Origin of the sequence: Aeromonas sobria (assembly GCF_000820145.1) — a bacterium.
In the GTDB taxonomy this organism is placed as follows: Bacteria; Pseudomonadota; Gammaproteobacteria; order Enterobacterales; family Aeromonadaceae; genus Aeromonas; species Aeromonas sobria.
The window spans coordinates 45,073-65,769 of sequence record NZ_CDBW01000044.1; the positions used below are offsets into that span (position 1 = coordinate 45,073).

Sequence of the window (20,697 nt, forward strand, 5' to 3'; positions counted from 1 at the left end):
TATCTAAAGCCAGCCAAGCGCTTTTGTTAGCCCAAGCAGATGGCCTACGGCCGCTCGCCAGCGGCCAGACGGCGGTTGATATCGGCGATAACCAGGGCGATGTCGGCAAGGGTATCAATCACGTAGTGCGCCCCCGCCGCCCGCAGTTTGGCCTCGGCCGGTGCGCGCCGGGCGGCGATCTCCGCCTCGCTCATGGCGGCAAACTCGTCCCAGGTGGCGCCAAATTCGTTGCCGGAAACCGACAATCCCACCATCCACATGCCAGCGTTAAGCCCTTCGCTGATGCCGGGTACGGCGTCATCCACCTTGATGCAGCGATGCACCGCGCTCACTCCGAGCTCAATTACGTTGGCCAGCGCCATCCAGGGGCCGGGGCGACCACCTGCCTTGAGATCGTCGGTGGCGACCCAGTGATCCGGGCGGTAGCCGTGATCGGCCGCCGCTGGCACCAGCGCCTCCATCACCGGACGGGGATAACCGGAGCAGGAGCCGATTTTCATCCCCTGACCCCGCAGAGCGTCCAGTACCGGCAGCACACCTGGGATGGGGGTGGCAAAGCGGGTCACAGCGGCAATCTGCAGCGGCATAAAGGTGTGATAAATGTGGTCCACCTCGGCGTGGCTCATAGGATGGCCGAAGCGAGCCTGCCAGCGCGCATCCACCGAGGGCAGACGGCCCAGCGCGGCGATATGATCCCACTTGCCAAGGCCCATGGGCTGGCGTGCTTCGTCCAGGGTCACCGGGAAGTCATAGGCGCGCGCGAAGGCCTCTACGAAGATGGAGGTGGGGGCGAAGGAGCCGAAATCGACGACCGTACCAGCCCAGTCGAGGATCAGCGCCTCCACGTCGGTGGTCGGGTGGATGGCAGTCTGCAAGTCAGTCATGGTGGTGTTCCTGTTTCGGTGAAAGTGCGATCTCGCCGAGGGCGCGATCGAGGATGGTGATGGCATGCACCAGATCGGCGCGAGCGATATTGAGCGGCGGCGAGAGCTGGATGACGTTGCCCTGGGAGACCTTGAAGCTGAGCCCCAGCTCCAGACAGCGGTAGAGCAGCCGCTCGGCGGCTTGGCTATCTCGTTTTCGACTCTGGTGATCGACCACCAGATCGAGCGCCCACAAGAGACCGATGCCGCGCACCTGCCCGATCAGCGGGTGACGCTCGGCAAGCGCCGCGAGCTCGCGCGCCATAAAGCGGCCATCCTCCTGCGCTTTTGCCAGCAATCCCGCTTCGCGGATTGTCTCTATAGTGGCGAGAGCTGCCGCGCAGCCGATGGGGCTCTTCTCGTGGGTGTAGTGACCGAGCGAAATAGCCGCCGCCTGATTGAAACGGTCGCGGGTGATGAGCGCCGCAAACGGCACTACCCCGCCCCCCAACCCCTTGCCCAGACAGATGATGTCGGGCTCGATGCCGAACTCCTCGAAGCTGAACCAGTGGCCGGAGCGACCCAAGGCGTTGGGGATCTCATCGACGATCAGCAGCACCTTGTGGCGATCACAAATCTCCCGCACCCGCTGCCAGTAGGCCTTCGAGGGCACCTGCACATCGGTGTTGCGGATGGGCTCGGCGATAAAGGCCCCAACCCCCCCCTCCTTCTCGATGACGTACTCCAGATAATCGGCGTAATGCAGGTCATCCCCCTCGCCTCGATACCAGACGCCGCGATAACGGGTGGGCGGCGGAATGCGCTCCACCCCGGCCATCAGCGGGCCCATGCTGGCGCGAAAACAGGCCTCGCCGCCGACCGAGATGGCATCGAGGGAGGCGCCGTGAAAGGCATCCCACAGGGACACCACCTTGCTGCTGCCGGTGATGAAGCGGGCGAGCTTCAGGGCAATCCCCACCACCTCGCTGCCGCCGGGGGCGAACAGCACCCGATTGAGATCGCCGGGGGCCAGCTCGGCCAGAGTGCGGGCGCAGTCGATGGCGACCTGATGGGTGTAGCGGCGGGGTGCGAACGGCAGATCGGCAAGTTGCTGCTGCACCGCGGCCACCACCCTGGGGTGACCGTGGCCCAGCTGATGGACGCTGTTGCCGTGAAAATCGAGGTAACGCTTGCCCGATACGCTGGTCAACCAGCTCCCCTGCGCGCCCTCAAGCAGATCGAGACAGGGGGTGGAGAGCGCCTGATGGAGGAAGTAGCGGCTATCCTCCGCCAATCCGGCCTGTACCTCTTCGCTCTGACCCGCCCACCAGCGCGCCCGCCCCTCGCCGAGGTTGATATCCCCTTCGCTGTCGGCGCGGCCACTGCCGTGCAGCTTATGGTCGTGCTGATCGCAACCGTGAGGCGCCATGCTGGTCATCGCGCGTCCCCTTGCCAGTAACAGGCGCTGGCCATGGCGGCGAGCAGATCGCGCACCCGCTCTGGGGTCACATCACCGATATTGCCGATACGGAAGCAATCGGCCTGGGAGACCTTGCCCGGATAGATAACAAAGCCCTGCGCCTTGAGCTGCTGGTAGAAGTCGGCGAAGCGGTAATCAGGGTGGGCCGGAGAGTAGAAGGCGGTGATGATGGGAGATTGCCATTGTTCTGGCAGCAGCGGCGCAAAGCCGAGCTCAGCCATCCCCGCCACCAGGGTGCGCTGATTTTCGCTGTAGCGCCGATGGCGGGCAGCAATACCCCCCTCTTCATCCAGCCCGCGCAGCGCCTGGGCAAAGGCGAGCACTGTGTGGGTAGGCGAGGTAAAGCGCCACTTTCCCCCCTGCTGCTCCATGGTCTGCCACTGGGCATGCAGATCGAGGGAGACCGAGCGGGCGCGACCGGCACAGGCCGCCAGCGCGGCGCGGCGGGCGATAACGAAGCCAAAGCCCGGCACCCCCTGAATGCACTTGTTGGCGGAGCTGATGAGAAACTCGATGCCAAGGCGCCCCATATCGATGGGGATGCCGCCAAAGCTGCTCATGGCATCGACGATCAGGCGAATGCCGCAGCGCTGGCAGAGCTCAGCCACCTCCTCAAGGGGGTTGAGCATGCCGGTGGTGGTCTCGCAGTGCACCATGGCCAAATGGGTGATCTCGGGGTGGCGCGCCAGCATCGCCTCGATGGCGGCGAGTTCGGGACGGGTTGTCTCGCCGCAATCCAGCTCGTGGTGGCGCAGGCCAAGGCAGCGGGCCATCTCCCCCATGCGGGCACCGTAGGCACCGTTGTTGATGATCAGCAGACACTCATCGACGCCGATCGCCGAGCCCAGCACACTCTCCACCACATAGCTGCCGCTCCCCTGCAGCAGCACGGCGCTGTAGTCGCTTTCAGATTCCGGGCCAGTGGCCAGCCGCACCAGCTCGCGGCGGATGGGCTCCACCACGCCCTGGTTGTAGTCCGCATCCCAAGTACAGCTGTCTTGCAGCATGGCGGCGCGCACCGTCGCGGTGGTCGAGAGGGGGCCCGGGGTCAGCAGCAGGTAATCGACGGCGGCGGGGGCCGCAGGAATATGGGTCATGACTTCGCTCCTTTTGGTATATACCAGAATGAGCGCATTGTGGGTAACTGCCCCGCCAAGGTCAAAGGGGTGGCGCTACGTGCAACAAAAAATTCATTTTCAGCGCCGGGATCGCGATAATCTAGGAAGCCTGAACAGCAGGGGCGATGCTGGTATCTACCAACTTGTTTTTATTTCGTCGTTTAACGGTCGGGCTGATGACCAGCCCTGCGCCCAGCCCATTGCCCAACTCATTGCACAACTTATTGCAAAACCAGGGATTTTCATGAGCAAACCGCAATATCTGCAGATCAAGGATGCCCTCGCCAACCAGATCCTGGCGGGGGGTCTGGCCCCCAACGACAAGCTCCCCTCCGAGCGACTGCTGGGGGAACTCTACGGCACCACCCGGGTCACCATCCGCGAGGCGCTGGTGCAGCTGGAGGCGAACGGCCTTATCTATCGGGAGGATCGCCGCGGCTGGTTCGTCACCCCGCCGCGCTTTCGCTTGAACCCCAGACGCACCTCCAACTTTCACCAGATAGTGCGGGAGCAAGGGGGGGAGCCGCGCACCGAGTTGCTGGAGAAAAGCCGCCAGGCGGTGCCGCCCGCGTTGATGGCGCAGTTGCAGCTCAAGCCGTTCGACAGCCTGTTTCTGCTCAAGCGGCTGCGCTATGCCAACGGGCGCGCCATCTGCTATTGCGAGAACCACTGCCTGCCCGAGCGGGTTCCCGGTCTGCTGGAGCTGGATCTTGTCGGCAGCCTGACCGAGATCTACCAGGCCCATTACGATCTTCACTATGCCCGCATGCAGGTGCGCTTCTTCCCCACCGCCCTGCCGGACGAGGTGGCCAAGGCGCTGGGGGCCACCGCCGGGCTACCCGCCCTGCGCCTGGAGCGACTCAACTTCGATCAGCACGGCCGGGTGCTCGACTTCGATCTGGAGTACTGGCGCCACGACAGCCTGGAGATAGAGGTGGATACCCAGAATTAGGAACAGACAAGTTAAGTACGGCCAATCGAGTGCGGCAAAACGTCACGGGGCCGTCACCGTACCGTCATAAAGTTCCCCTAGCCTCTGCTTCGACCAATCTGGTTTATACCAAGCCAACTAAAATGGAGAAGAGGATGAAACAGGGAACCCATTTGCTGGCCGCCGCCGTGCTGGCCGCCATGACAGCCCCGGCACTGGCCGCGACCGATCTCACCGTCTACACCGCCTTCGAGCCGGAGCAGCTCGGCGAGCTGAAGACCGCGTTTGAGCGCCAGCACCCGGATATCAACATCAAGTGGGTGCGTGACTCCACCGGGGTGGTCACAGCCCGGTTGCTGGCGGAGAAGGCCCAGCCCAAGGCCGATGTGGTGTGGGGACTGGCCGCCACCAGCCTGATGCAGCTCGATCAGCAGCAGATGCTGACCGGTTACGCCCCCAAGGGGCTCGATAAGCTCGACATCCGTTTTCGTGACGGCAAGGCCGAGCCCCACTGGATTGGTCTGGACGCCTTCTTCAGCGCCATCTGCTTCAACAAGGTAGAGGCAGAGAAGCAAGGAATACCGGCGCCGACCAGCTGGGCCGATCTCACCAAGCCCATATACAAGGGCAAGGTGATCATGCCCAACCCCAGCTCCTCCGGCACCGGCTACCTGAGCGTCGCAGGCTGGCTGCAGACCATGGGCGAGCAGCAGGGCTGGCAATTTATGAACGGCCTGCACCAAAACATCGACCGCTACACTCACTCGGGCTCGGCCCCCTGCAAGCTGGCCGCCAGCGGCGAGACGGTGATCGGTATCTCCTTCGACTTCCCGGCCACCAGCCTCAAGGCCAAGGGCGCCCCCATCGAGGTGGTGTTCCCGAGCGAAGGTTCGGGCTGGGACATGGAGGCCGCTGCCATCATCAAGGGCACAACCAAACTCGATGCGGCCAAACAGCTGCTCGACTTTGCCGCCACCGAACAGGCCAACGCCCTCTACAACAAATCCTTTGCGGTAGTCGCCATCCCCGGGGTTGCCCAACCGAGAGCGGGCTATCCGGCGGATATCAAGGGCCAGATGATCGACAACGACTTTGGTTGGGCTGCCCGCGAGCGCAACACCATCCTGGCCCAGTGGAGCGCCAGCTTCGACGGCAAATCGGAAGCCAAGCAGTAATCGTGAACGGTAGCGGTTTGTTCACGCCAGACTCTCTGCTGCCAATAAACTGCTTGTCGAAGGCCAACAGGTGTTGGCCTTCGCTTTTTGGGTTGCGCTCCCTGTTTTGTTTCACTTCTTGTTTCACTCTCAAATTGGCGGCGCCCCGCCCATCCGCACGCGGCCAAGCTAGCTGCTGGCTATCCGTTGTCATCTGACTGTCATCAAGCTGTCATCCCCCGATCACCTGACCGTCACATTTCACCGGCAAACTGGTATATACCAAATCAGTAGCGAGTCGAACCATGACCCAGCCCTATCTGGACATTCAACATCTCAACAAGCAGTTCGGTGCTTTTCAGGCCCTCAAGGGGATCTCTCTGACTATCGCGCCGGGGGAGTTTATCTGCTTTCTCGGCCCCTCCGGCTGCGGCAAGACCACACTGCTCAGAGCCATCGCCGGTCTGGATCTGCCGGACAGCGGCGAGATCTGGCAAGGGGGGCGCAATATCTCCCGCTTGCCGCCCCAGGATCGCGACTTTGGCATCGTGTTTCAGTCTTACGCCCTTTTTCCCAACCTGACGGTGGCCCAGAACATCGCCTTCGGCCTTGAAAATCAGGGATTGGCACGGGATGCCATCAAGGAGCGGGTCGATCACTGGCTGGGGCTGGTGGATCTCCATGCACAGTCCCACAAATACCCGAGCCAGATCTCCGGCGGCCAGCAACAGCGGGTGGCGCTGGCCCGGGCGCTCGCCCTCTCACCCGGTCTGCTACTGCTGGACGAACCGCTCAGTGCGCTGGATGCGCTGGTGCGCACCCACCTTCGCAGCGAGATCCGCGCCCTGCAGCAGCGCCTTGGCATCACCACCATCATGGTGACCCACGATCAGGAGGAGGCGCTGACCATGGCCGATCGCATCGTGGTGATGGAGGGCGGTCGCATCGTGCAGGTGGGCACCCCGCAAGAGATCTACCACCAGCCTGCCAGCCGCTTCGTGGCGAGCTTCGTCGGCACCATGAACTTCCTCGAGACCCTGGTGCTGAGCGCCACTCAGGTACGCCTCAATGAACAACCGCTGACACTCGCCAACCGAGCCGCCGCCGGCAGCAAATTGCAGGTGGCGATCCGCCCCGAGGCGATCACGCTAAGTGCACCGAGTGAGCCTTATCTTGGTCAGCACGGCATCGACGCGCAGATCGATCAGGTGGAGTTTCTCGGCGCCGCCCAGCGCCTGATCTGCACCGCCGACACCTATCTGGGCCCGCAGCAAATGCTGGTGGAGTGCCCGACCCACGAGCTGCCCCGCCACGATCAGGGGGGCTGGCGCAGCGGCATGCGCTGCTCGCTGCACTGGCCCGCTGGCGCGATGCAGCTGTTTGAAGGAGAGCGCCCATGAACGCTCCCTTTGCGACCTCCCCCCGGTTGCCGCCAACCGTGGCGCAGCGCACCTCCCGCTGGCAGCGGCTCTATCGCGGCTGGAGCCGGGATCAGCTGCTGCAACTCCTGCTGCTTCTGCTAGGTATTGCCCTGCTCACTGGCGGCCTGCTGCTGCCGCTGCTCACCATGCTGCAAAAGAGCCTGCAGGATGAAAATGGCCTCTGGGTTGGCCTTGCCAACATCAAAACCTACTTCGACTCCCCTCATCTGGGGCGCACCATCGGCAACACCCTCTGGCTCGGGGTGCTGATCACCACCCTGGTAGTGACCATCGCCTTTGGCTACGCCTATGCCCTCACCCGCACCTGTATGCCGGGCAAGAGCCTGTTTCGCCTCGTTGGCCTTATTCCGCTGTTGATGCCCTCCCTGCTGCCCGCCATCAGTCTGGTCTACTGGTTCGGCAATCAGGGGATCGCCAAGGGGCTGCTCGGCGGCGAGAGCATCTACGGCCCCATCGGCATCGTCATTGGTCTGGGCTTCTGGTGCTTTCCCCACGCCCTGATGATCCTCATCACGGCGCTCGGCCAAAGCGATGCCCGCCTCTATGAAGCCTCCCGGGTGCTCGGCAGCAGCGGCTGGCGCACCTTTATCACCGTCACCCTGCCCACCGCCCGTTATGGCCTGCTCAGCGCCGCCATCGCCGTCTTCACTCTCACCATCTGCGACTTCGGGGTGGCCAAGGTGATTGGCGGCCAATACAGCGTGCTGGCCACCGACATCTACCGGCAGGTGATCGGGATGCAGAACTTCTCCCTCGGCGCCGTTGCCAGCGTCACCCTGCTTCTGCCGGCGCTACTGAGCTTTGCCCTGGAGCACAGGGTACGCAGCAAGATGCAGGAGCAGAGCAGCACCAAGGCGGTGCCCTATAGCCCCACGCCCCATCGGCGGCGGGATCTGCTGGCGCTCGGCTGGTGCACTCTCTGGGCCCTGCTGTTTCTGGCGCTGGTCGGCATGGCAGTTTACGGCTCGCTGGTGCAGTTCTGGCCCTACAACCTTGGGCTGACGCTGGATCACTACGCCTTCGACAGCAACAGCGTCTACGGCTGGCAGCCCTTTACCAACACCTTGCAGTTGGGCCTCTATACCGCGCTTATCGGCACAGTGTTGGTGATGGTGCTCGCCTGGGCACAGGAGAAGGGGCGCCACTTCGCGCCACTGCGCCAGTTGCTGCATCTGCTTGCCATGCTGTCGCTGGCGGTGCCCGGTATGGTGTTGGGGCTGGGTTACATCTTCTTTTTCAACGGCAATCCGCTGTTTGGCGGCCTCTACGGCACCCTGCCACTAATGGTGCTCTCTTGCGTCATCCACTACTACACGGTGGGCCATATGACGGCGCTGACCAGCCTCAAGCAGTTGCCCAAGGAGCTGGAGCTGGTGGCCATCTCATTGCGCATTCCGCTCTGGAAGGCGTTCTGGCGGGTCACCCTGCCCGCCTCCCTGCCAGCGCTCTTGGAGATCTTTATCTATCTGTTCGTCAACGCCATGACCACCACTTCGGCGGTGATCTTCCTCTATTCGAGCGACAGCGTGCTCGCCTCCATCGCCGTGCTGAACATGGAGGATTCCGGCGATACCGCCGCGGCCGCCGCCATGGCCACCCTGATCCTGCTGGCCGCCGCCACCGTCAAGCTGCTCCAGCTCTTTTTGAGCCGCGCCCTGCTGGATCGCACCCAGCGCTGGCGCCACCAATAACCTTATCGAGGAGTCATCATGTCCACTCTCCCCTTCTGGCTGGCCGAAGCGCTCGCCGCCGAACAGCCCGTGCCGCCCACGCCCCTTCACGGCCACCACGAGGCCGATATCTGCATCGTCGGTGGCGGCTTTACCGGGCTGTGGAGCGCCATCGCCCTTAAACAGGCCGAACCTGCATTACGCATCATGGTACTGGAGAAAGATCGCTGCGGCAGCGGCGCCTCCGGGCGCAACGGCGGCTGTTTGCTCACCTGGTCGGCCAAATACCTGACCTTAAAGCGCCTCTTTGGCGAAGAGCAGGCCGCCTGGCTGGTGCAAAGATCCGAACAGGCGGTACACGAGATCGCCCGCTTCTGCGCAGCTCACAACATAGAGGCGGAGCTGAGGGTCGAGGGCACCTGCTACACCGCCACCAGCGAGGCCCAGCGCGGCCTGATGGAGCCGGTATTGCGTGAGCTGAAACTCGCTGACCTTAACCAGTGGCAGGCGATTGTGGAGGGTGAACTGGCGAGCCAGAGCGGCTCCCACGTTCATCTGGAGGGGCTCTACAGCCCCCACGCCGGTTCGGTGCAACCGGCACTGCTGGTGCGCGGCCTGCTACGGGTAGCGCGGGAACTGGGGGTCGAGGTTTATGAACACTCCCCCATGCAGCGCCTTGAGGCGGGCCAGCCTGCGCGGGTGCAAACGCCGCAAGGTGAGGTGCGTGCCCGCAAGGTGGTGCTGGCCCTCAACAGCGCCATGGTGCAGCACTTTCGCGAGTTTCGCCGCAGCATAGTGCTGGTCTCCTCCGATATGGTGATAACCGACCCCGCGCCACAGGCACTGGCCGCCCAGCAGCTTGCGCACGGCCGCTCCGTGGTGGATGGCCGCACCTTTGTGCATTACTACCGCTCCACCCCGCAAGGGCGGCTGATGCTGGGCAAGGGGGGCAACACCTTCGCCTTTGCCAACCGCTATCTAGCCGAGTTCGATGCCCCTAGCCGCTATCTTGCCCCCCTCACCCGCACCCTGCGCCGCTTCTTTCCGGCCCTTGCCGATGTGCCCATCGCCGCCAGCTGGTGCGGCGCCTCCGATCGCTCGGTGGACGGCCTCCCCTTCTTCGGCCACTGGCGAGGGCAGCCCAATATCGTCTATGGCCTCGGCTATTCCGGCAACGGCGTGGCGCAGAGCTGGATGGGTGGTCAAATCCTGGCGGCCTTGGTGAGAGATGAAGTGCGGGAGGAGGACAAACCGTGGCGTAACTGCGCGCTGGTCAGCGGCCCGCGCGGCTATTTTCCGCCCGAGCCGTTTCGCTGGCTGGGGGCAATGGCAGTGCGCAACGCCATCCGCCGCAAGGAGCGGGCGGAAGATGAAAACCGCCCGGTGGCCTGGTATGACAAACAGCTGGCCCGGCTGGCGGATGCAGCGGGCAAGGCGGATAAATAGCCCGGCGATACCGGGCAAGCATTGCCCATACTGTTCGCCCCAGACCACATTGATTGAAACTGCCGACCCCTGGGTCGGCATTTTTATGGCGCGGCGTGACTGGCCGATCTTATCGCGAGGCAAGATCCGCAGTGACCTCTCACCGAGTGTGAATTGACAGGAAAAAAGAGACGGGCATCTCTTGATCCCCGCTTACCTGTTGCATGATCCCGCCCGTGTTGCATGCTCGTTGGCATGACCAAAAAACAATTACCGAATTGGCGAACCGCCTCAACCAACACACTGATAACGCTTCCAAACCGCCATCCAGTGATGGGGCTGGCAGCACGCCACCTGCTCGGCCGCGCACGACTTGCGGTCAAAAACGCGGGCTCGATAACCCCGAGGGTGGCGTTGGCGAGCGACAATACACATTTGGCATGCATGTCCTGCCCGAATATGTCATCAATGTGGTTGAGAATGCTTTCGTGATTACGCTTTCGGCTAGTCAGCTCGGTATTAGCGGGTCAAGAACGCAGTTCATACCTCAGACGCCTCGCTCATATGAGAGGATGGCTAAGGCGATTATTGGTGCAGGATAAATTGAGGCTGGTTTTAAAAAACAGCCACAGCATCGGCAAAGTGGGAAAAATTGTTCATCTGGGCTGGCAGACATTGATTATCAGGCCCCCCAATATTGCTGAAAGAGCGCCTGGCACACCTTAAAAAATTAAACCCACGGCACTGTTCTCAGCGCAGCGGAGATAATTTATCAGAATGACTTTTTCAAATGGGATTTATGCTGTTCCAGCAAATTCTCGGGAGGAGGTGGCACCTGCAGGTAGAACCCCTGAGTGGTCAGTGCGGTCATCACCTTGCTGACATCGGCCATACCCAAGGGCTTGCTCGGGTCCAACTTGCTCATCAAGACCAGCTCGGGACGCCCGAATGCGGTCAATAATGGTTCTGGAACGCGGGAGAAATCCTCTCTTCTTTCAACAAAAAGGTAGGTCTCGGCTTTTTTGCGACTTTTATAGACTGCACATAACATGGAAGTTGATATAATCCGACGAGTTTATTGCCTCTGATGGGGGCAAACTATAACATCAGGAATTGAATAACAATAACGGATTAGCATCTCTGCCTCGGGGAAGATTCATGGTTGATCGCGATAACGAATTGAAAGGGACCACCTTCACTATTTCTGTGTTGCATATCAGCGATGGCGAGCCTGAGCGGATCCGTCAGTTGTTGGCCGAAAAAGTGGCTCAGGCACCCTACTTTTTTAATTGTGCGCCACTGGTGGTCAATGTTTCCCGGCTGGAACAGATCCCCGATTTCGAACAGCTCAAGGAGCTGGTGGAGTCTGAGGAGTTTGTGCTGGTCGGTATCACAGGGGCGCGCACAGAAGAGATGAAGACCGCCGCCAAGGCGGTTGGGCTGGCAGTCATGGCCTCGGGAAAAAGTCGCAGCAGCGAATCCGAACCGACACTGGCACCGGCTGCACCCGTGGTAATACCCGAGCCAGAGCCTACCCCCGTGATCCCGACCAAGGTACATGTGGGGCCGGTGCGTTCCGGCCAGCAGATTTATGCAGCTGGCAGCTCGCTGGTAGTGCTCGGCTCCGTCAGTCCGGGCGCGGAAGTGCTCGCCGATGACAGCATTCATATTTATGGCACCCTGCGTGGCAGAGCCATTGCCGGTGCCCGGGGCAACGCCCAGGCCCGGATCTATTGCCAGCAATTACAGGCCGAGCTGCTTTCCATCGCAGGCACGTTCCAGTTGAGCGATGCACTGCCAGCAGGCCTGATCCAGCAACCGGTACACGTCCGGCTGGACAACGAACAACTCCGAATAGACCGTATCAAATAGAGTTACAAGGAAGCGAGAATGGCGCGAATCATAGTCGTTACATCGGGTAAAGGTGGCGTTGGCAAGACCACAACCAGTGCGGCCCTGAGCACCGGTTTAGCACAGCGCGGTCACAAGACTGTGGTCATTGATTTTGACATCGGTCTGAGAAATCTGGATCTCATCATGGGCTGCGAACGGCGCGTGGTGTATGACTTTGTCAATGTCATCAATGGGGAAGCAAACCTCAATCAGGCATTGATCAAGGATAAACGCTCAGAAAATCTGTTTATCCTGCCCGCCTCCCAGACCCGTGATAAAGATGCCCTCACCCGTGAGGGGGTTGAAAAGATCCTGGATCAACTGGCCGAGATGAAGTTCGATTACATCGTCTGTGACTCCCCGGCAGGGATCGAGGCAGGTGCGCTGATGGCGCTCTATTTTGCCGACGAAGCGATCGTTACCACCAACCCGGAAGTCTCTTCCGTGCGTGACTCGGACCGCATCCTTGGCATCCTGGCCTCCAAGTCCCGTCGCGCCGAACGTGGCGAGGATCCCATCAAGGAGCACCTGCTGCTGACCCGTTACTGCCCGACCCGCGTTAACCGTGGTGATATGCTGAGCGTGCAGGATGTGCAGGAGATCCTGGCGATCCCGTTACTTGGGGTGATCCCCGAGTCCCAGGCGGTACTGCGTGCCTCCAACTCTGGCGAGCCTGTCATCCTGGACAAGGAATCTGACGCAGGCAAGGCATACGAAGATGCGGTTTCCCGTTTGCTGGGTGATGCCAAAGAATTTCGTTTTCTGGAAGAAGAAAAGAAGGGCTTCTTTAGCCGACTGTTCGGGAGTTAATCATGTCATTATTGGATTATTTTCGTTCCAGCAAGAAACCGAATACCGCACAGATGGCCAAAGAGCGGTTGCAGATCATTGTTGCTCACGAGCGTTCATCCAGAGGGGGGCCGGATTACCTGCCCCAGCTCAAGCAGGACATTCTTGATGTCATTCGTAAATACGTCAACATTGATCCGGAGAAGATCACCGTCCAACTGGATCAGAAGAGTGATGAGCTGTCAGTGCTGGAGCTTAATATCACCTTCGCTGATGACAAAAAGGGATAAGCTGACGCCCTATGCGTAATCCAGTTCCCCAATAAAGACCGGATCCTTAACCAGGATCCGGTTTTTTATTTGCTCAAACTGCCACAGCGATTCACCTCGTCTCGCCAAGGTGGCCAGTGATCGCTAGAATAGCGCCGCCCCTCACTGGCATGGGTCAGTGCAGGCACCTTCTTCTCTTTTTTGGAACCGACCGCTTATGTCTTTGAATGACGAAATGCACAGCGTCGAAGAGCTGCTCGATACCGCTCTCGAACTTTTTATGGAGCTGGCCTCCGATAATCTGCCTGAGCAGGAGATCGCCCGTTTTAATCAGGAGTTCAACGACCGCGGCCTTCTGGCTGAAACAGACCCGGCAGATGACTGGGAAGCAGATGTGGGTTTTGCGGTGAGCGATACCGACTATGCCGAGATCTGGATCGGCCTTGGCAATGAAGAACAAGAGTACGAGCACCTGTTTGCCCGCATGCTGCTCTCCCGCCGTGTTGATGAAAAGTTCTGCCACATCGAATGGCTGCCCCAATAATTCCGGATCCTGATGATCCCAGCCACTATCAGTGGGGGTCAGCTCCTGACGCCGTGGCCCCCGTGCGCTCATCTGCATCGCTTGGTCGTCGGGTGCTGAGGTGGGCAGGCAAAATCGCGCTGACCGGGCTGCTCTGCTCGGTTGGTTCGGTCGCCTTGCTGCGCTTTATCGATCCACCGATGTGGAGCTGGCGTATCGAGCGGGCAATGTTTCCGCCCGCCAAAATCACCCAGGTTCGCCATGAGTGGGTCGATCTGGCGTCCATATCCAAAGAGCTGCAGCTGGCGGTGATCGCCGCAGAAGATCAGCGTTTTGCCGACCATAACGGCTTTGATATGAATGCCATCAGCGCCGCATTCAAACATAACCAGCGCAGCGAACGGGTACGCGGTGCCAGCACCCTCAGCCAGCAAACGGCAAAAAATCTCTTTATGTGGAGTGATCGCAGCTTCCTGCGCAAGGGGCTGGAGGCCTGGTTTACCCTGTTGATGGAGCTGGGCTGGGACAAGGCCCGTATTCTGGAGGTCTATCTCAATATCGTCGAGTTCGGCCCCGGCATCTATGGCGCCGAAGCCGCCGCCCGCACCTATTTTGGCAAACCGGCCAGCCGCTTGACCCGTTACGAATCATCGCTGCTGGCGGCGGTACTGCCCAATCCGTGGCGCTATCGGATCAAGCCCCCTTCACCCTATGTGCAGAAGCGCTCGGTCTGGATCCGCCGCCAGATGGGGCAGCTGGGCCAGATCACCCTCAATCGGGTGCATCAGGCCGATTAATCGTCAGACTCATCGGATCGTCCTGGTGGGCCCAAATGCCCTCCCACCATCCCTCTGTGGAGGGGCAGATAGTGCCACCACCAGGTCTCCCTACGCCGTTTGATCTGCTGCCGCCGCACCCGCTGTTTCATCCCCTCGCCCCCTTCGCTGAACCGAGTAGTAACCATACGCCGACCACAGCGACTTTGACAGGCTGACGCACTGGTCTGGCTGCCATCGCCAATAATTGCTACAGTAGCGCACCCCGATGTATCTGGAGTGATTTCATGGAACAACGTACCCCGGATCAGCTGGTCGAATGGGCCTATGATCTGTTTCTGGAGCAGGCCGCCGATATGCTGGCCCCTGAGCAAATAGTCGATATCACCCTGGAGTTTGAGCAGCGTGGCGCCGTGGAAGCGACCCTGCCCAATGCCGACTGGTCTGCAGATCTCGGTGAGCCGGTCGATATGGAGCGCTGGGTCGAAGTATGGGTTGGTTTGCTGGATCATCAGGATGAGTTTGAGGTGATCTTCGCCACCTTCCTGCTGCCCCGTCTGCAAACCGAAGATGAGGTGCATGTGCGCTGGCATCGCCAGCAGCAACCATAAGAAAGGCGCCCCGGGCGCCTTTCTCGTTTCAGATTGCCCTATCCCGCTCAGGACTGAGCGGCAATAGCCTTGGCCAGGCAGCGACGGCACCAGCAGGTGCTGGCTTCGTTGATCGGCAGGGCTGACAAGTGGCTACACCAGCACTGCTCGATAGTCTGACCGGCAGAGACGGCGCAATAGGCCGGTTCGCCACAACCCGGGCAGCGGTGGGTGCTTTTCGAGCCATCCAGCTCGGCCATCACTGCCAACTGGGCCTTGCTATCCATTGCCGACCAGTGGCCGATCTCGGTCAGGGTCCGACCGCACCCCAGACAGAGCCCATCTTTGGCTTTGCACAGACCGACACAGGGGCTTGGCATCTTATTCGCTGTCCTGAGCCTGTTCGCCTGCTTGCGCTGCACCCGCGTCGGTGAGGGTGATGGCGTTATCTTCGATGACAATCTTGCCCTGCTTGTAGAGGCCGCCGATCGCCTTCTTGAAGGTGCCCTTGCTGATGCCCAGCAGCTTGTAGATGAGTTCTGGCTCGCTCTTGTCACCCACCGCCAGACTGCCGCCCTGCTTTTTCATCCGGATCAGAATACGCTCACCAGCATCATCCAGCCGGGCCAGACCCGGCTTTTGCAGGGTCAGATCCAGCTTGCCATCTTCGCGCACCTGCTTGACCCAGGCGGTTTGCGGGCGACCGGTCATCACCCGGCCAAACACTTCATTCTTGAACAGCATGCCGGGATATTGACCGTTGACGATCACCTTGATGCCCAGAGGCGAATGCTCGCCCGGCAGTGCGCTCACTTCGTCACCGACCTTGAACGCGTGATCCGCAGGGGTCAAAAAGCGCTCGATACGGCTGGTGCCCACCATGCGCCCTTCGTTATCAAGCTGCAGACGCACCAGATAGACATGCCCCACCTGCATCGGTTTGTTCTGCTCGCGGCTGGGCACGAACAGATCCTTTTTCATGCCCCAGTCGAGGAAAGCGCCGATCTTGTTGGCATTGACCACCTTCAGGCCAGCAAATTCGTCCACCATGGCAAACGGCTTGTCAGTGGTGATCACAGGTTCACAATCGGCATCCAGATAGAGAAATACCTGTACGCTATCCTCTGCTTTGATCCCTTCTGGCAATTGGCGTTTAGGCAGCAGCAGTTCACCGTACTCACCGGCTGCCAGCCAGGCACCACGGTCTTCAAGTTCAACGACGGTGAGGGTGTTCATCTTGCCAATCTGCATCATGGAGCTCTCTTTTTTCATTACCCGGATGGACCAATTGAACATGGCCCCTATGGGCGCGCATGTTACCTCAAGAGCGGTGATCTGGCCTAGTCCCCCAGCCACTGCATCCACTCCTTTTCGTCGCGACGCCAGCCATTTGTGGTGATTTAATCGCCAACCAGGTGCCCATTTACTGTAAATAACCCCATTTTTAGGTAGACTTCGCGGCTGTTCAAATTCAGAGGAACTGTCGATGACCCCATCCACTCGCACCCGCCAGCTTAATCAATGGATCCAGAGCCATAGCGATCAGGACATGACCTACCCGGCCCTGCACGGTTTTCTTTGTGCCCGTCTGGTGGGGCCACATAGCCCTGACTGGCAACATCCGCTGATTGGCTTGCTGGAACAGGATGCCGAGCTGGATGAAAAAAGTGCCGAGGCGCTCGGCCACCTCATCGCCGAGCTGGAAGCCCAGGCTGATGACGCCCAGCTGGCCCTGCCCAGCCAGTGCCGCCTGCCCAGCGACAACCCGGAGCAGGTGTTTGAGCAGAGCCATCCCCTCGGTCAGTGGTGCTACGGTTTCAGCCAGGGATTTGCCACCTGGCCCAAGCCGAAGGATTTGAACGACCTGACGACCCAATACCGATTCAGCCTGGCCGCCGAGCTCTGTCTGTTTCGTGATAAACCCATGGCCCAGATGCTCTATAGCGCTGCCGCCAGCGAGCTCCCCTTTGTCGAGTTTTGCAAACGCCAGCGTCAGAATATGAAAAACACGCTTAATCAATTACTTAATATCGACCAATATCAGCCAGCCCCCGGCACTACTGTGGCGATGAGCAGCGAGCAGGCCCAGCAGTGGCAGCAATGGTTCGAACTGGCCGACCGTTGCCGGGACCATCAAACCCGCCTTGGCTGGTTCGAGAAGATCATCGCCGATGCTACGCCGCTGTTTGACCAGGCCTTCTGGCAGCAGAATGCTGGCCACGGCTGGAGTGCCCCCGAGCTGCGCCCTCTGCTGGCGGCCCGCGCCGGACGCGCCGACTGCCTGCTGCGCCTTGGCAAACTGGGTGAAGCCAAAGCGGAGTATCTGGATCTGCTGGCCCTTTGTGTGGCCGATGAGCTGGGCTGTCGCTACAACCTATCCTCCCTTTACGCATTGCAAGGGGATTGGCTGGCACTGGCCGCCCTGCTGGTACGCTTCGATGAAGCCTCCAGCTGGCTGCTCTACAACAAGGCGCTGATGGTCTTTGCCACCGAAGGAGCCGAAGCGGCCAAGCCCCATCTGCTGGCGGCCATCGAGGCGAATCCACACATTCCTGCCTGCCTGCTGGGCCAACGCAAGCTACCCAAACAGGATCCCGAAAGCTGGCACGCGGGCAGCCGCGACGAGGCCGCGCTCTACACCCTGCACACCCGTGAGGCCTGGCTCACCCAGAGTGCCCTGATTTGGTTGCGCAAAGGCTGAACAGTGATGGCTTAAAAACCCGCCGGTCAGACCCGGTTTTTCCTTGATGGCGTGCGCCACCGCACATTTCATCGCAACCGGGTCAGACAAATCAGCTTGAGTTTCGTATCATCAATGTCAAAGTATCAAAAGAAACTGCATCTGATGCAGCCGTCACAGCAGGGTGTAATATGTCAAAAATCATAGCGTTACTCGCTCACTACCCGCCCTATCAGTTGGTTCATGCCGCCGAGATGCTACGGGATACCTTCGAACAGTTTTATGAACAGCGTTACCAGCTGACCGTACCGCAGTGGCGCCTGATGATGGTGCTTGGCCCCAACTACCCCATCAGCCAGAAAGAGCTGGTCGAGGCGAGCGGCATGGACAAGGTGCGGATCTCCCGCGAGATCCGCCGGCTGGTCGAAAAAGGGATCATCTTCACCGAGAGCAGCGCGCAGGATAAACGGATCAGTCTGGTCTCCCTCACCAACGCCGGTCTCGCCCTCTTCCTGCAGCTCAAGAGCGAAGCCGGTAGCTGGCAACATACCCTGACCGACTATCTGCCGAGCGAATCCCGCGAGGCGATCCGCCAGCATCTGCACAGCGTCAGCGCCGCCATCGAGCAGCTGCAATCGCTGGATCGGGAGAAGTAATCATGGATTTGAAAAAGTTCGCCACCATGGACGTCAACATGCTGCTGAGCTTGGTCAATATGCAGCTGCGTGATCGCTATGACGATCTGGATGATCTCTGCAAGGCGCAGGAGATCGATCAGGCTGCGCTGGAAGCACGGCTCGCCAGTGGCGATTTTCACTACCAGCCAACGCAGAAACAGTTCAGATAAGGGCAGGTTGCGGGATCGGGATCACAGCGCCAACCATGGCGCTGGCTCTGCGGTAAAAAACTGATATGGTCTGACAAGCCCCGAACAAGAGGTGATGTACGGATACATCACTCTGTCACAAGAGGGCGCTAGATTGATTTCAGGTGAACAACGCAAGGATGACCCCATGATATTGATGACCCGCCAGAGCCTGTTGATCACGCTCTGCGCCCTGTTGATGATCAGTCTCTTCACGCCCCAGTTGCCGCAAAGTACCGAACAGTGGCTGACCACCCTCTTGCTTGGCCTGCTGGTCGCGGTGGCGCTGTTGCTGGTGCGCGGTTGTCGCCGCTTTATGATGGAGTAGTGACTCGCCAATGCTGCTGTATGGCCCGCTTGCCGCGATACTCTCTATAGCAGTAACGTCTATAGCAGTAACGTCTATCGCAATAACGTCGAGCCAAAAAACAAACGCAGCCTGATGGCTGCGTTGTGGTATCTGGTGGGGCAAACCCTGAAGAGAAAGCCCCTGGCTCGATAGAGAACCCTTAGATAGCCAGGGTTTCCAGCTGCGCCTTGGCCGCTTCCATCCCCTTGCTCTGGGCATCCGGGCCCATCCCCATCCCCTCGGCGTAGATGAAATCCACCTCCTTGATGCCAATAAAGCCCAACACGGTACGCATGTAAGGAGTCACCAGATCGGTGGCGCTGCCAACGTGCATGCCGCCGCGGGGGCTGATCACCAGCGCGCGGGTGTGCTCAACCATGCCGACCGGACCGGTCTCGGTATAACGGAAGGTAACACCGGCGCGAGCCACCAGATCGATCCAGTTTTTCAGCTGGGTCGGGATGTTGAAGTTGTACATAGGGGCCGCAATCACCACCAGATCGCTCGCTTTCAGTTCGGCGATCAGCTCGTCGGACTGGGCGATCACCGCCAGTTGACGCTCATTGAGGTTATCACCACCGCGCAGGCCGGAGGCCAGCTCGCCATCCAGCACCGGCAGGTTGAGGGCGGCCAGATCCCGCACGGTCACGGTATCGCTCTGATGCTGGGTGAGGAAACCGTCGATCAGGGCGTTGGATTGGGAATATTGACCCAGGATGCTGGATTTGAGTACGAGGATATTGGCCATGGTGAAACTCCATTTGGTTGTCGGTTGAACAGCTTGGCTGTCGATGGAGGTCACTCTAAACATTGTGCTTATTTGCTGATAGCGAAAATAGATGCTCAACTTATTCAAAATTTTTGATGCAAGGCCACTTCCTCGCCAGCCAGCCCCGCGACCGCGCTTCAACCCTTGGCAGAACAAACGATTGCCGTTATGATCCGCCGCACTTTTTCCAGCGATCCGGATCCCATGGTACCCTCGCGCAGGCACTCTCCTCTGGCCGGTGCAGTCTGGATGATGGTGGCAGGACTCTGCTTCGCCGCCGTCAACAGCCTGAGCCAGTATGTCAGCTTCAAACTCGGCCTTGCCTCTACCCAGGTCGCATTCCATCAATACCTGATCGCCCTGATCTGCCTGTTGCCCTGGCTGGTTCGTCATGGCTTGCGCCAATCCCTGATGACCAATCAGTTCCGGTTGCACCTGTTGCGGGTGCTGCTGGCGGTGATCGGCATCCAGCTCTGGCTGTGGGCACTGGCGTTCCCCGTCCCCATCTGGCAGGGGATCGCCCTGCTGATGACCTCACCGCTGTTTGCCACCTTGGGCTCTGCCCTGCTGCTCAAGGAGCAGGTGAGCCGCGCCCGCATTCTGGCCACTCTGGCGGGCTTTGCCGGCGCCATGGTGATCCTCGCCCCCTGGACCGACGAGTTCAACTGGGCCTCCCTGTTGCCGGTAGCGGCGGCGCTGTTCTGGGCCGGTTACTCCCTGATGGTGCGCTATCAGGCGGCCAATGAATCATCCCACACCATAGTGGTCTACCTGCTGATCTTCAGTACCCCATTCAACGTCATGCTGGCCCTGCCGGAATGGCAGTGGCCGAGCGAGAGCCAATGGCTGCTGGTGGCAGCCTCCGGCGTGCTGACGGCGCTGGCCCAGATGTCCATCGCGCGCGCTTACAGCGTGGCGGAGGCCTCCTTCGTGCAGCCTTTCGATTTTGCCAAGCTGCCGATGAACGTGCTGGCGGGCTGGCTGGTATTTGGCTGGGCGCCCCCCGGCCGTCTGTGGCTGGGCGCCGCCATCATCATTGGCGCCATTACCTTGCTGACCCATCTGGAGCAGCGCGCTCACAAACCGGTTTCCTGAGGTACGCCATGCGTGC

At 60.2% G+C, this 20,697-nt stretch carries 23 protein-coding genes; 16 read left to right on the plus strand and 7 right to left on the minus strand.

Annotation, left to right across the window (positions count from 1 at the left end; all coding sequences use genetic code 11):
- Window positions 1-44 precede the first annotated feature (44 nt).
- From phnX to phnW, 3 genes are read right to left on the minus strand one after another with little or no spacing between them, the layout of a single operon-like run.
- Complete coding sequence (gene phnX, locus BN1135_RS18650; RefSeq protein ID WP_042023726.1) at window positions 45-884, minus strand: phosphonoacetaldehyde hydrolase; 840 nt, start codon at window positions 882-884, stop codon at window positions 45-47.
- The gene (locus BN1135_RS18655; RefSeq protein ID WP_042023728.1) at window positions 877-2,301 is read right to left on the minus strand and encodes an aspartate aminotransferase family protein; all 1,425 of its coding nucleotides are present in this window, start codon (window positions 2,299-2,301) and stop codon (window positions 877-879) included. The genes phnX and BN1135_RS18655 overlap by 8 nt, the downstream gene beginning before the upstream one ends.
- Window positions 2,298-3,440, minus strand: coding sequence for a 2-aminoethylphosphonate--pyruvate transaminase (gene phnW / locus BN1135_RS18660; RefSeq protein WP_042023730.1), 1,143 nt, complete (start codon window positions 3,438-3,440; stop codon window positions 2,298-2,300). Before phnW ends, BN1135_RS18655 begins: the two co-directional genes overlap by 4 nt.
- Before the next feature lie 265 nt (window positions 3,441-3,705).
- Here phnW and phnR point away from each other — a divergent pair, with 265 nt between their 5' ends.
- From phnR to BN1135_RS18685, 5 genes are all read left to right on the plus strand, one after another.
- Window positions 3,706-4,413 carry a phosphonate utilization transcriptional regulator PhnR gene (gene phnR / locus BN1135_RS18665; protein WP_042023732.1) on the plus strand — a complete coding sequence of 236 codons (708 nt, stop codon included), beginning with the start codon at window positions 3,706-3,708 and terminating at the stop codon, window positions 4,411-4,413.
- 134 nt (window positions 4,414-4,547) lie between these two features.
- Complete coding sequence (locus BN1135_RS18670; protein WP_042023735.1) at window positions 4,548-5,567, plus strand: putative 2-aminoethylphosphonate ABC transporter substrate-binding protein; 1,020 nt, start codon at window positions 4,548-4,550, stop codon at window positions 5,565-5,567.
- Between the two features lie 284 nt (window positions 5,568-5,851).
- Window positions 5,852-6,946 carry a putative 2-aminoethylphosphonate ABC transporter ATP-binding protein gene (locus BN1135_RS18675; protein WP_042023736.1) on the plus strand — a complete coding sequence of 365 codons (1,095 nt, stop codon included), beginning with the start codon at window positions 5,852-5,854 and terminating at the stop codon, window positions 6,944-6,946.
- Window positions 6,943-8,679, plus strand: a complete 1,737-nt coding sequence (locus tag BN1135_RS18680; protein WP_042023738.1) for a putative 2-aminoethylphosphonate ABC transporter permease subunit — start codon at window positions 6,943-6,945, stop codon at window positions 8,677-8,679. The genes BN1135_RS18675 and BN1135_RS18680 overlap by 4 nt, the downstream gene beginning before the upstream one ends.
- 18 nt (window positions 8,680-8,697) lie before the next feature.
- Window positions 8,698-10,104 carry an FAD-dependent oxidoreductase gene (locus BN1135_RS18685; protein ID WP_042023740.1) on the plus strand — a complete coding sequence of 469 codons (1,407 nt, stop codon included), beginning with the start codon at window positions 8,698-8,700 and terminating at the stop codon, window positions 10,102-10,104.
- A gap of 751 nt (window positions 10,105-10,855) precedes the next feature.
- Here the strand turns inward: BN1135_RS18685 and BN1135_RS18695 are convergent.
- Window positions 10,856-11,134, minus strand: coding sequence for a YcgL domain-containing protein (locus BN1135_RS18695; protein ID WP_042023742.1), 279 nt, complete (start codon window positions 11,132-11,134; stop codon window positions 10,856-10,858).
- Window positions 11,135-11,241: 107 nt separating this feature from the next.
- On the opposite strand from BN1135_RS18695, the gene minC reads away from it, so the two are divergent.
- The 6 genes from minC to BN1135_RS18725 all read left to right on the plus strand — a co-directional run bounded on the left by minC (window position 11,242) and on the right by BN1135_RS18725 (window position 14,944).
- Window positions 11,242-11,955 carry a septum site-determining protein MinC gene (gene minC, locus BN1135_RS18700; RefSeq protein WP_042023743.1) on the plus strand — a complete coding sequence of 238 codons (714 nt, stop codon included), beginning with the start codon at window positions 11,242-11,244 and terminating at the stop codon, window positions 11,953-11,955.
- Window positions 11,956-11,973: 18 nt separating this feature from the next.
- Window positions 11,974-12,786 carry a septum site-determining protein MinD gene (gene minD, locus BN1135_RS18705; RefSeq protein WP_042023745.1) on the plus strand — a complete coding sequence of 271 codons (813 nt, stop codon included), beginning with the start codon at window positions 11,974-11,976 and terminating at the stop codon, window positions 12,784-12,786.
- Window positions 12,787-12,788: 2 nt separating this feature from the next.
- Window positions 12,789-13,055 (plus strand): cell division topological specificity factor MinE, encoded by a 267-nt coding sequence (gene minE, locus BN1135_RS18710; protein ID WP_042023747.1) that lies wholly within the window; start codon window positions 12,789-12,791, stop codon window positions 13,053-13,055.
- Window positions 13,056-13,251: 196 nt separating this feature from the next.
- Window positions 13,252-13,578, plus strand: coding sequence for an HI1450 family dsDNA-mimic protein (locus BN1135_RS18715; protein ID WP_042023748.1), 327 nt, complete (start codon window positions 13,252-13,254; stop codon window positions 13,576-13,578).
- Window positions 13,563-14,354, plus strand: coding sequence for a monofunctional biosynthetic peptidoglycan transglycosylase (gene mtgA / locus BN1135_RS18720; RefSeq protein ID WP_042023749.1), 792 nt, complete (start codon window positions 13,563-13,565; stop codon window positions 14,352-14,354). The genes BN1135_RS18715 and mtgA overlap by 16 nt, the downstream gene beginning before the upstream one ends.
- Before the next feature lie 266 nt (window positions 14,355-14,620).
- Window positions 14,621-14,944 (plus strand): HI1450 family dsDNA-mimic protein, encoded by a 324-nt coding sequence (locus BN1135_RS18725; protein WP_042023751.1) that lies wholly within the window; start codon window positions 14,621-14,623, stop codon window positions 14,942-14,944.
- A gap of 47 nt (window positions 14,945-14,991) precedes the next feature.
- Here the strand turns inward: BN1135_RS18725 and BN1135_RS18730 are convergent, their stop codons facing one another.
- Complete coding sequence (locus BN1135_RS18730; RefSeq protein WP_042023754.1) at window positions 14,992-15,303, minus strand: DUF1289 domain-containing protein; 312 nt, start codon at window positions 15,301-15,303, stop codon at window positions 14,992-14,994.
- Between the two features lies 1 nt (window position 15,304).
- Window positions 15,305-16,195: a CvfB family protein gene (locus BN1135_RS18735; protein ID WP_042024064.1), complete on the minus strand. Its 891-nt coding sequence runs from the start codon at window positions 16,193-16,195 to the stop codon at window positions 15,305-15,307.
- 214 nt (window positions 16,196-16,409) lie between these two features.
- Here BN1135_RS18735 and BN1135_RS18740 point away from each other — a divergent pair, with 214 nt between their 5' ends.
- From BN1135_RS18740 to BN1135_RS18755, 4 genes are all read left to right on the plus strand, one after another.
- Window positions 16,410-17,624, plus strand: a complete 1,215-nt coding sequence (locus BN1135_RS18740; protein ID WP_042023758.1) for a UPF0149 family protein — start codon at window positions 16,410-16,412, stop codon at window positions 17,622-17,624.
- Window positions 17,625-17,794: 170 nt separating this feature from the next.
- Window positions 17,795-18,259, plus strand: coding sequence for a MarR family winged helix-turn-helix transcriptional regulator (locus BN1135_RS18745; protein WP_042023762.1), 465 nt, complete (start codon window positions 17,795-17,797; stop codon window positions 18,257-18,259).
- Window positions 18,260-18,261: 2 nt separating this feature from the next.
- Window positions 18,262-18,450 (plus strand): DUF4250 domain-containing protein, encoded by a 189-nt coding sequence (locus tag BN1135_RS18750; protein ID WP_042023764.1) that lies wholly within the window; start codon window positions 18,262-18,264, stop codon window positions 18,448-18,450.
- A 166-nt stretch (window positions 18,451-18,616) separates the two neighbouring features.
- Window positions 18,617-18,796 carry a hypothetical protein gene (locus tag BN1135_RS18755; protein WP_042023767.1) on the plus strand — a complete coding sequence of 60 codons (180 nt, stop codon included), beginning with the start codon at window positions 18,617-18,619 and terminating at the stop codon, window positions 18,794-18,796.
- Window positions 18,797-18,977: 181 nt separating this feature from the next.
- On the opposite strand, the gene BN1135_RS18760 is transcribed toward BN1135_RS18755, so the two are convergent.
- Window positions 18,978-19,565 carry an FMN-dependent NADH-azoreductase gene (locus BN1135_RS18760; protein WP_042023770.1) on the minus strand — a complete coding sequence of 196 codons (588 nt, stop codon included), beginning with the start codon at window positions 19,563-19,565 and terminating at the stop codon, window positions 18,978-18,980.
- 225 nt (window positions 19,566-19,790) lie between these two features.
- Here BN1135_RS18760 and BN1135_RS18765 point away from each other — a divergent pair, with 225 nt between their 5' ends.
- Window positions 19,791-20,681 (plus strand): DMT family transporter, encoded by an 891-nt coding sequence (locus BN1135_RS18765; RefSeq protein ID WP_042024066.1) that lies wholly within the window; start codon window positions 19,791-19,793, stop codon window positions 20,679-20,681.
- Window positions 20,682-20,697 lie beyond the last annotated feature (16 nt).

Bases quoted from the DNA above. Each gene is read 5' to 3' on its own strand.
- BN1135_RS18675 (WP_042023736.1), top strand. From the start codon at position 5,852: ATGACCCAGCCCTATCTGGACATTCAACATCTCAACAAGCAGTTCGGT.
- BN1135_RS18655 (WP_042023728.1), bottom strand. From the start codon at position 2,301: ATGACCAGCATGGCGCCTCACGGTTGCGATCAGCACGACCATAAGCTG.
- BN1135_RS18730 (WP_042023754.1), bottom strand. From the start codon at position 15,303: ATGCCAAGCCCCTGTGTCGGTCTGTGCAAAGCCAAAGATGGGCTCTGT.
- BN1135_RS18745 (WP_042023762.1), top strand. From the start codon at position 17,795: ATGTCAAAAATCATAGCGTTACTCGCTCACTACCCGCCCTATCAGTTG.
- BN1135_RS18740 (WP_042023758.1), top strand. From the start codon at position 16,410: ATGACCCCATCCACTCGCACCCGCCAGCTTAATCAATGGATCCAGAGC.
- BN1135_RS18670 (WP_042023735.1), top strand. From the start codon at position 4,548: ATGAAACAGGGAACCCATTTGCTGGCCGCCGCCGTGCTGGCCGCCATG.
- BN1135_RS18760 (WP_042023770.1), bottom strand. From the start codon at position 19,565: ATGGCCAATATCCTCGTACTCAAATCCAGCATCCTGGGTCAATATTCC.
- BN1135_RS18750 (WP_042023764.1), top strand. From the start codon at position 18,262: ATGGATTTGAAAAAGTTCGCCACCATGGACGTCAACATGCTGCTGAGC.
- minE (WP_042023747.1), top strand. From the start codon at position 12,789: ATGTCATTATTGGATTATTTTCGTTCCAGCAAGAAACCGAATACCGCA.
- phnW (WP_042023730.1), bottom strand. From the start codon at position 3,440: ATGACCCATATTCCTGCGGCCCCCGCCGCCGTCGATTACCTGCTGCTG.
- BN1135_RS18680 (WP_042023738.1), top strand. From the start codon at position 6,943: ATGAACGCTCCCTTTGCGACCTCCCCCCGGTTGCCGCCAACCGTGGCG.
- BN1135_RS18755 (WP_042023767.1), top strand. From the start codon at position 18,617: ATGATATTGATGACCCGCCAGAGCCTGTTGATCACGCTCTGCGCCCTG.
- BN1135_RS18715 (WP_042023748.1), top strand. From the start codon at position 13,252: ATGTCTTTGAATGACGAAATGCACAGCGTCGAAGAGCTGCTCGATACC.
- BN1135_RS18735 (WP_042024064.1), bottom strand. From the start codon at position 16,195: ATGAAAAAAGAGAGCTCCATGATGCAGATTGGCAAGATGAACACCCTC.
- mtgA (WP_042023749.1), top strand. From the start codon at position 13,563: ATGGCTGCCCCAATAATTCCGGATCCTGATGATCCCAGCCACTATCAG.
- minC (WP_042023743.1), top strand. From the start codon at position 11,242: ATGGTTGATCGCGATAACGAATTGAAAGGGACCACCTTCACTATTTCT.
- BN1135_RS18725 (WP_042023751.1), top strand. From the start codon at position 14,621: ATGGAACAACGTACCCCGGATCAGCTGGTCGAATGGGCCTATGATCTG.
- minD (WP_042023745.1), top strand. From the start codon at position 11,974: ATGGCGCGAATCATAGTCGTTACATCGGGTAAAGGTGGCGTTGGCAAG.
- phnR (WP_042023732.1), top strand. From the start codon at position 3,706: ATGAGCAAACCGCAATATCTGCAGATCAAGGATGCCCTCGCCAACCAG.
- BN1135_RS18695 (WP_042023742.1), bottom strand. From the start codon at position 11,134: ATGTTATGTGCAGTCTATAAAAGTCGCAAAAAAGCCGAGACCTACCTT.
- BN1135_RS18765 (WP_042024066.1), top strand. From the start codon at position 19,791: ATGGTACCCTCGCGCAGGCACTCTCCTCTGGCCGGTGCAGTCTGGATG.
- phnX (WP_042023726.1), bottom strand. From the start codon at position 884: ATGACTGACTTGCAGACTGCCATCCACCCGACCACCGACGTGGAGGCG.
- BN1135_RS18685 (WP_042023740.1), top strand. From the start codon at position 8,698: ATGTCCACTCTCCCCTTCTGGCTGGCCGAAGCGCTCGCCGCCGAACAG.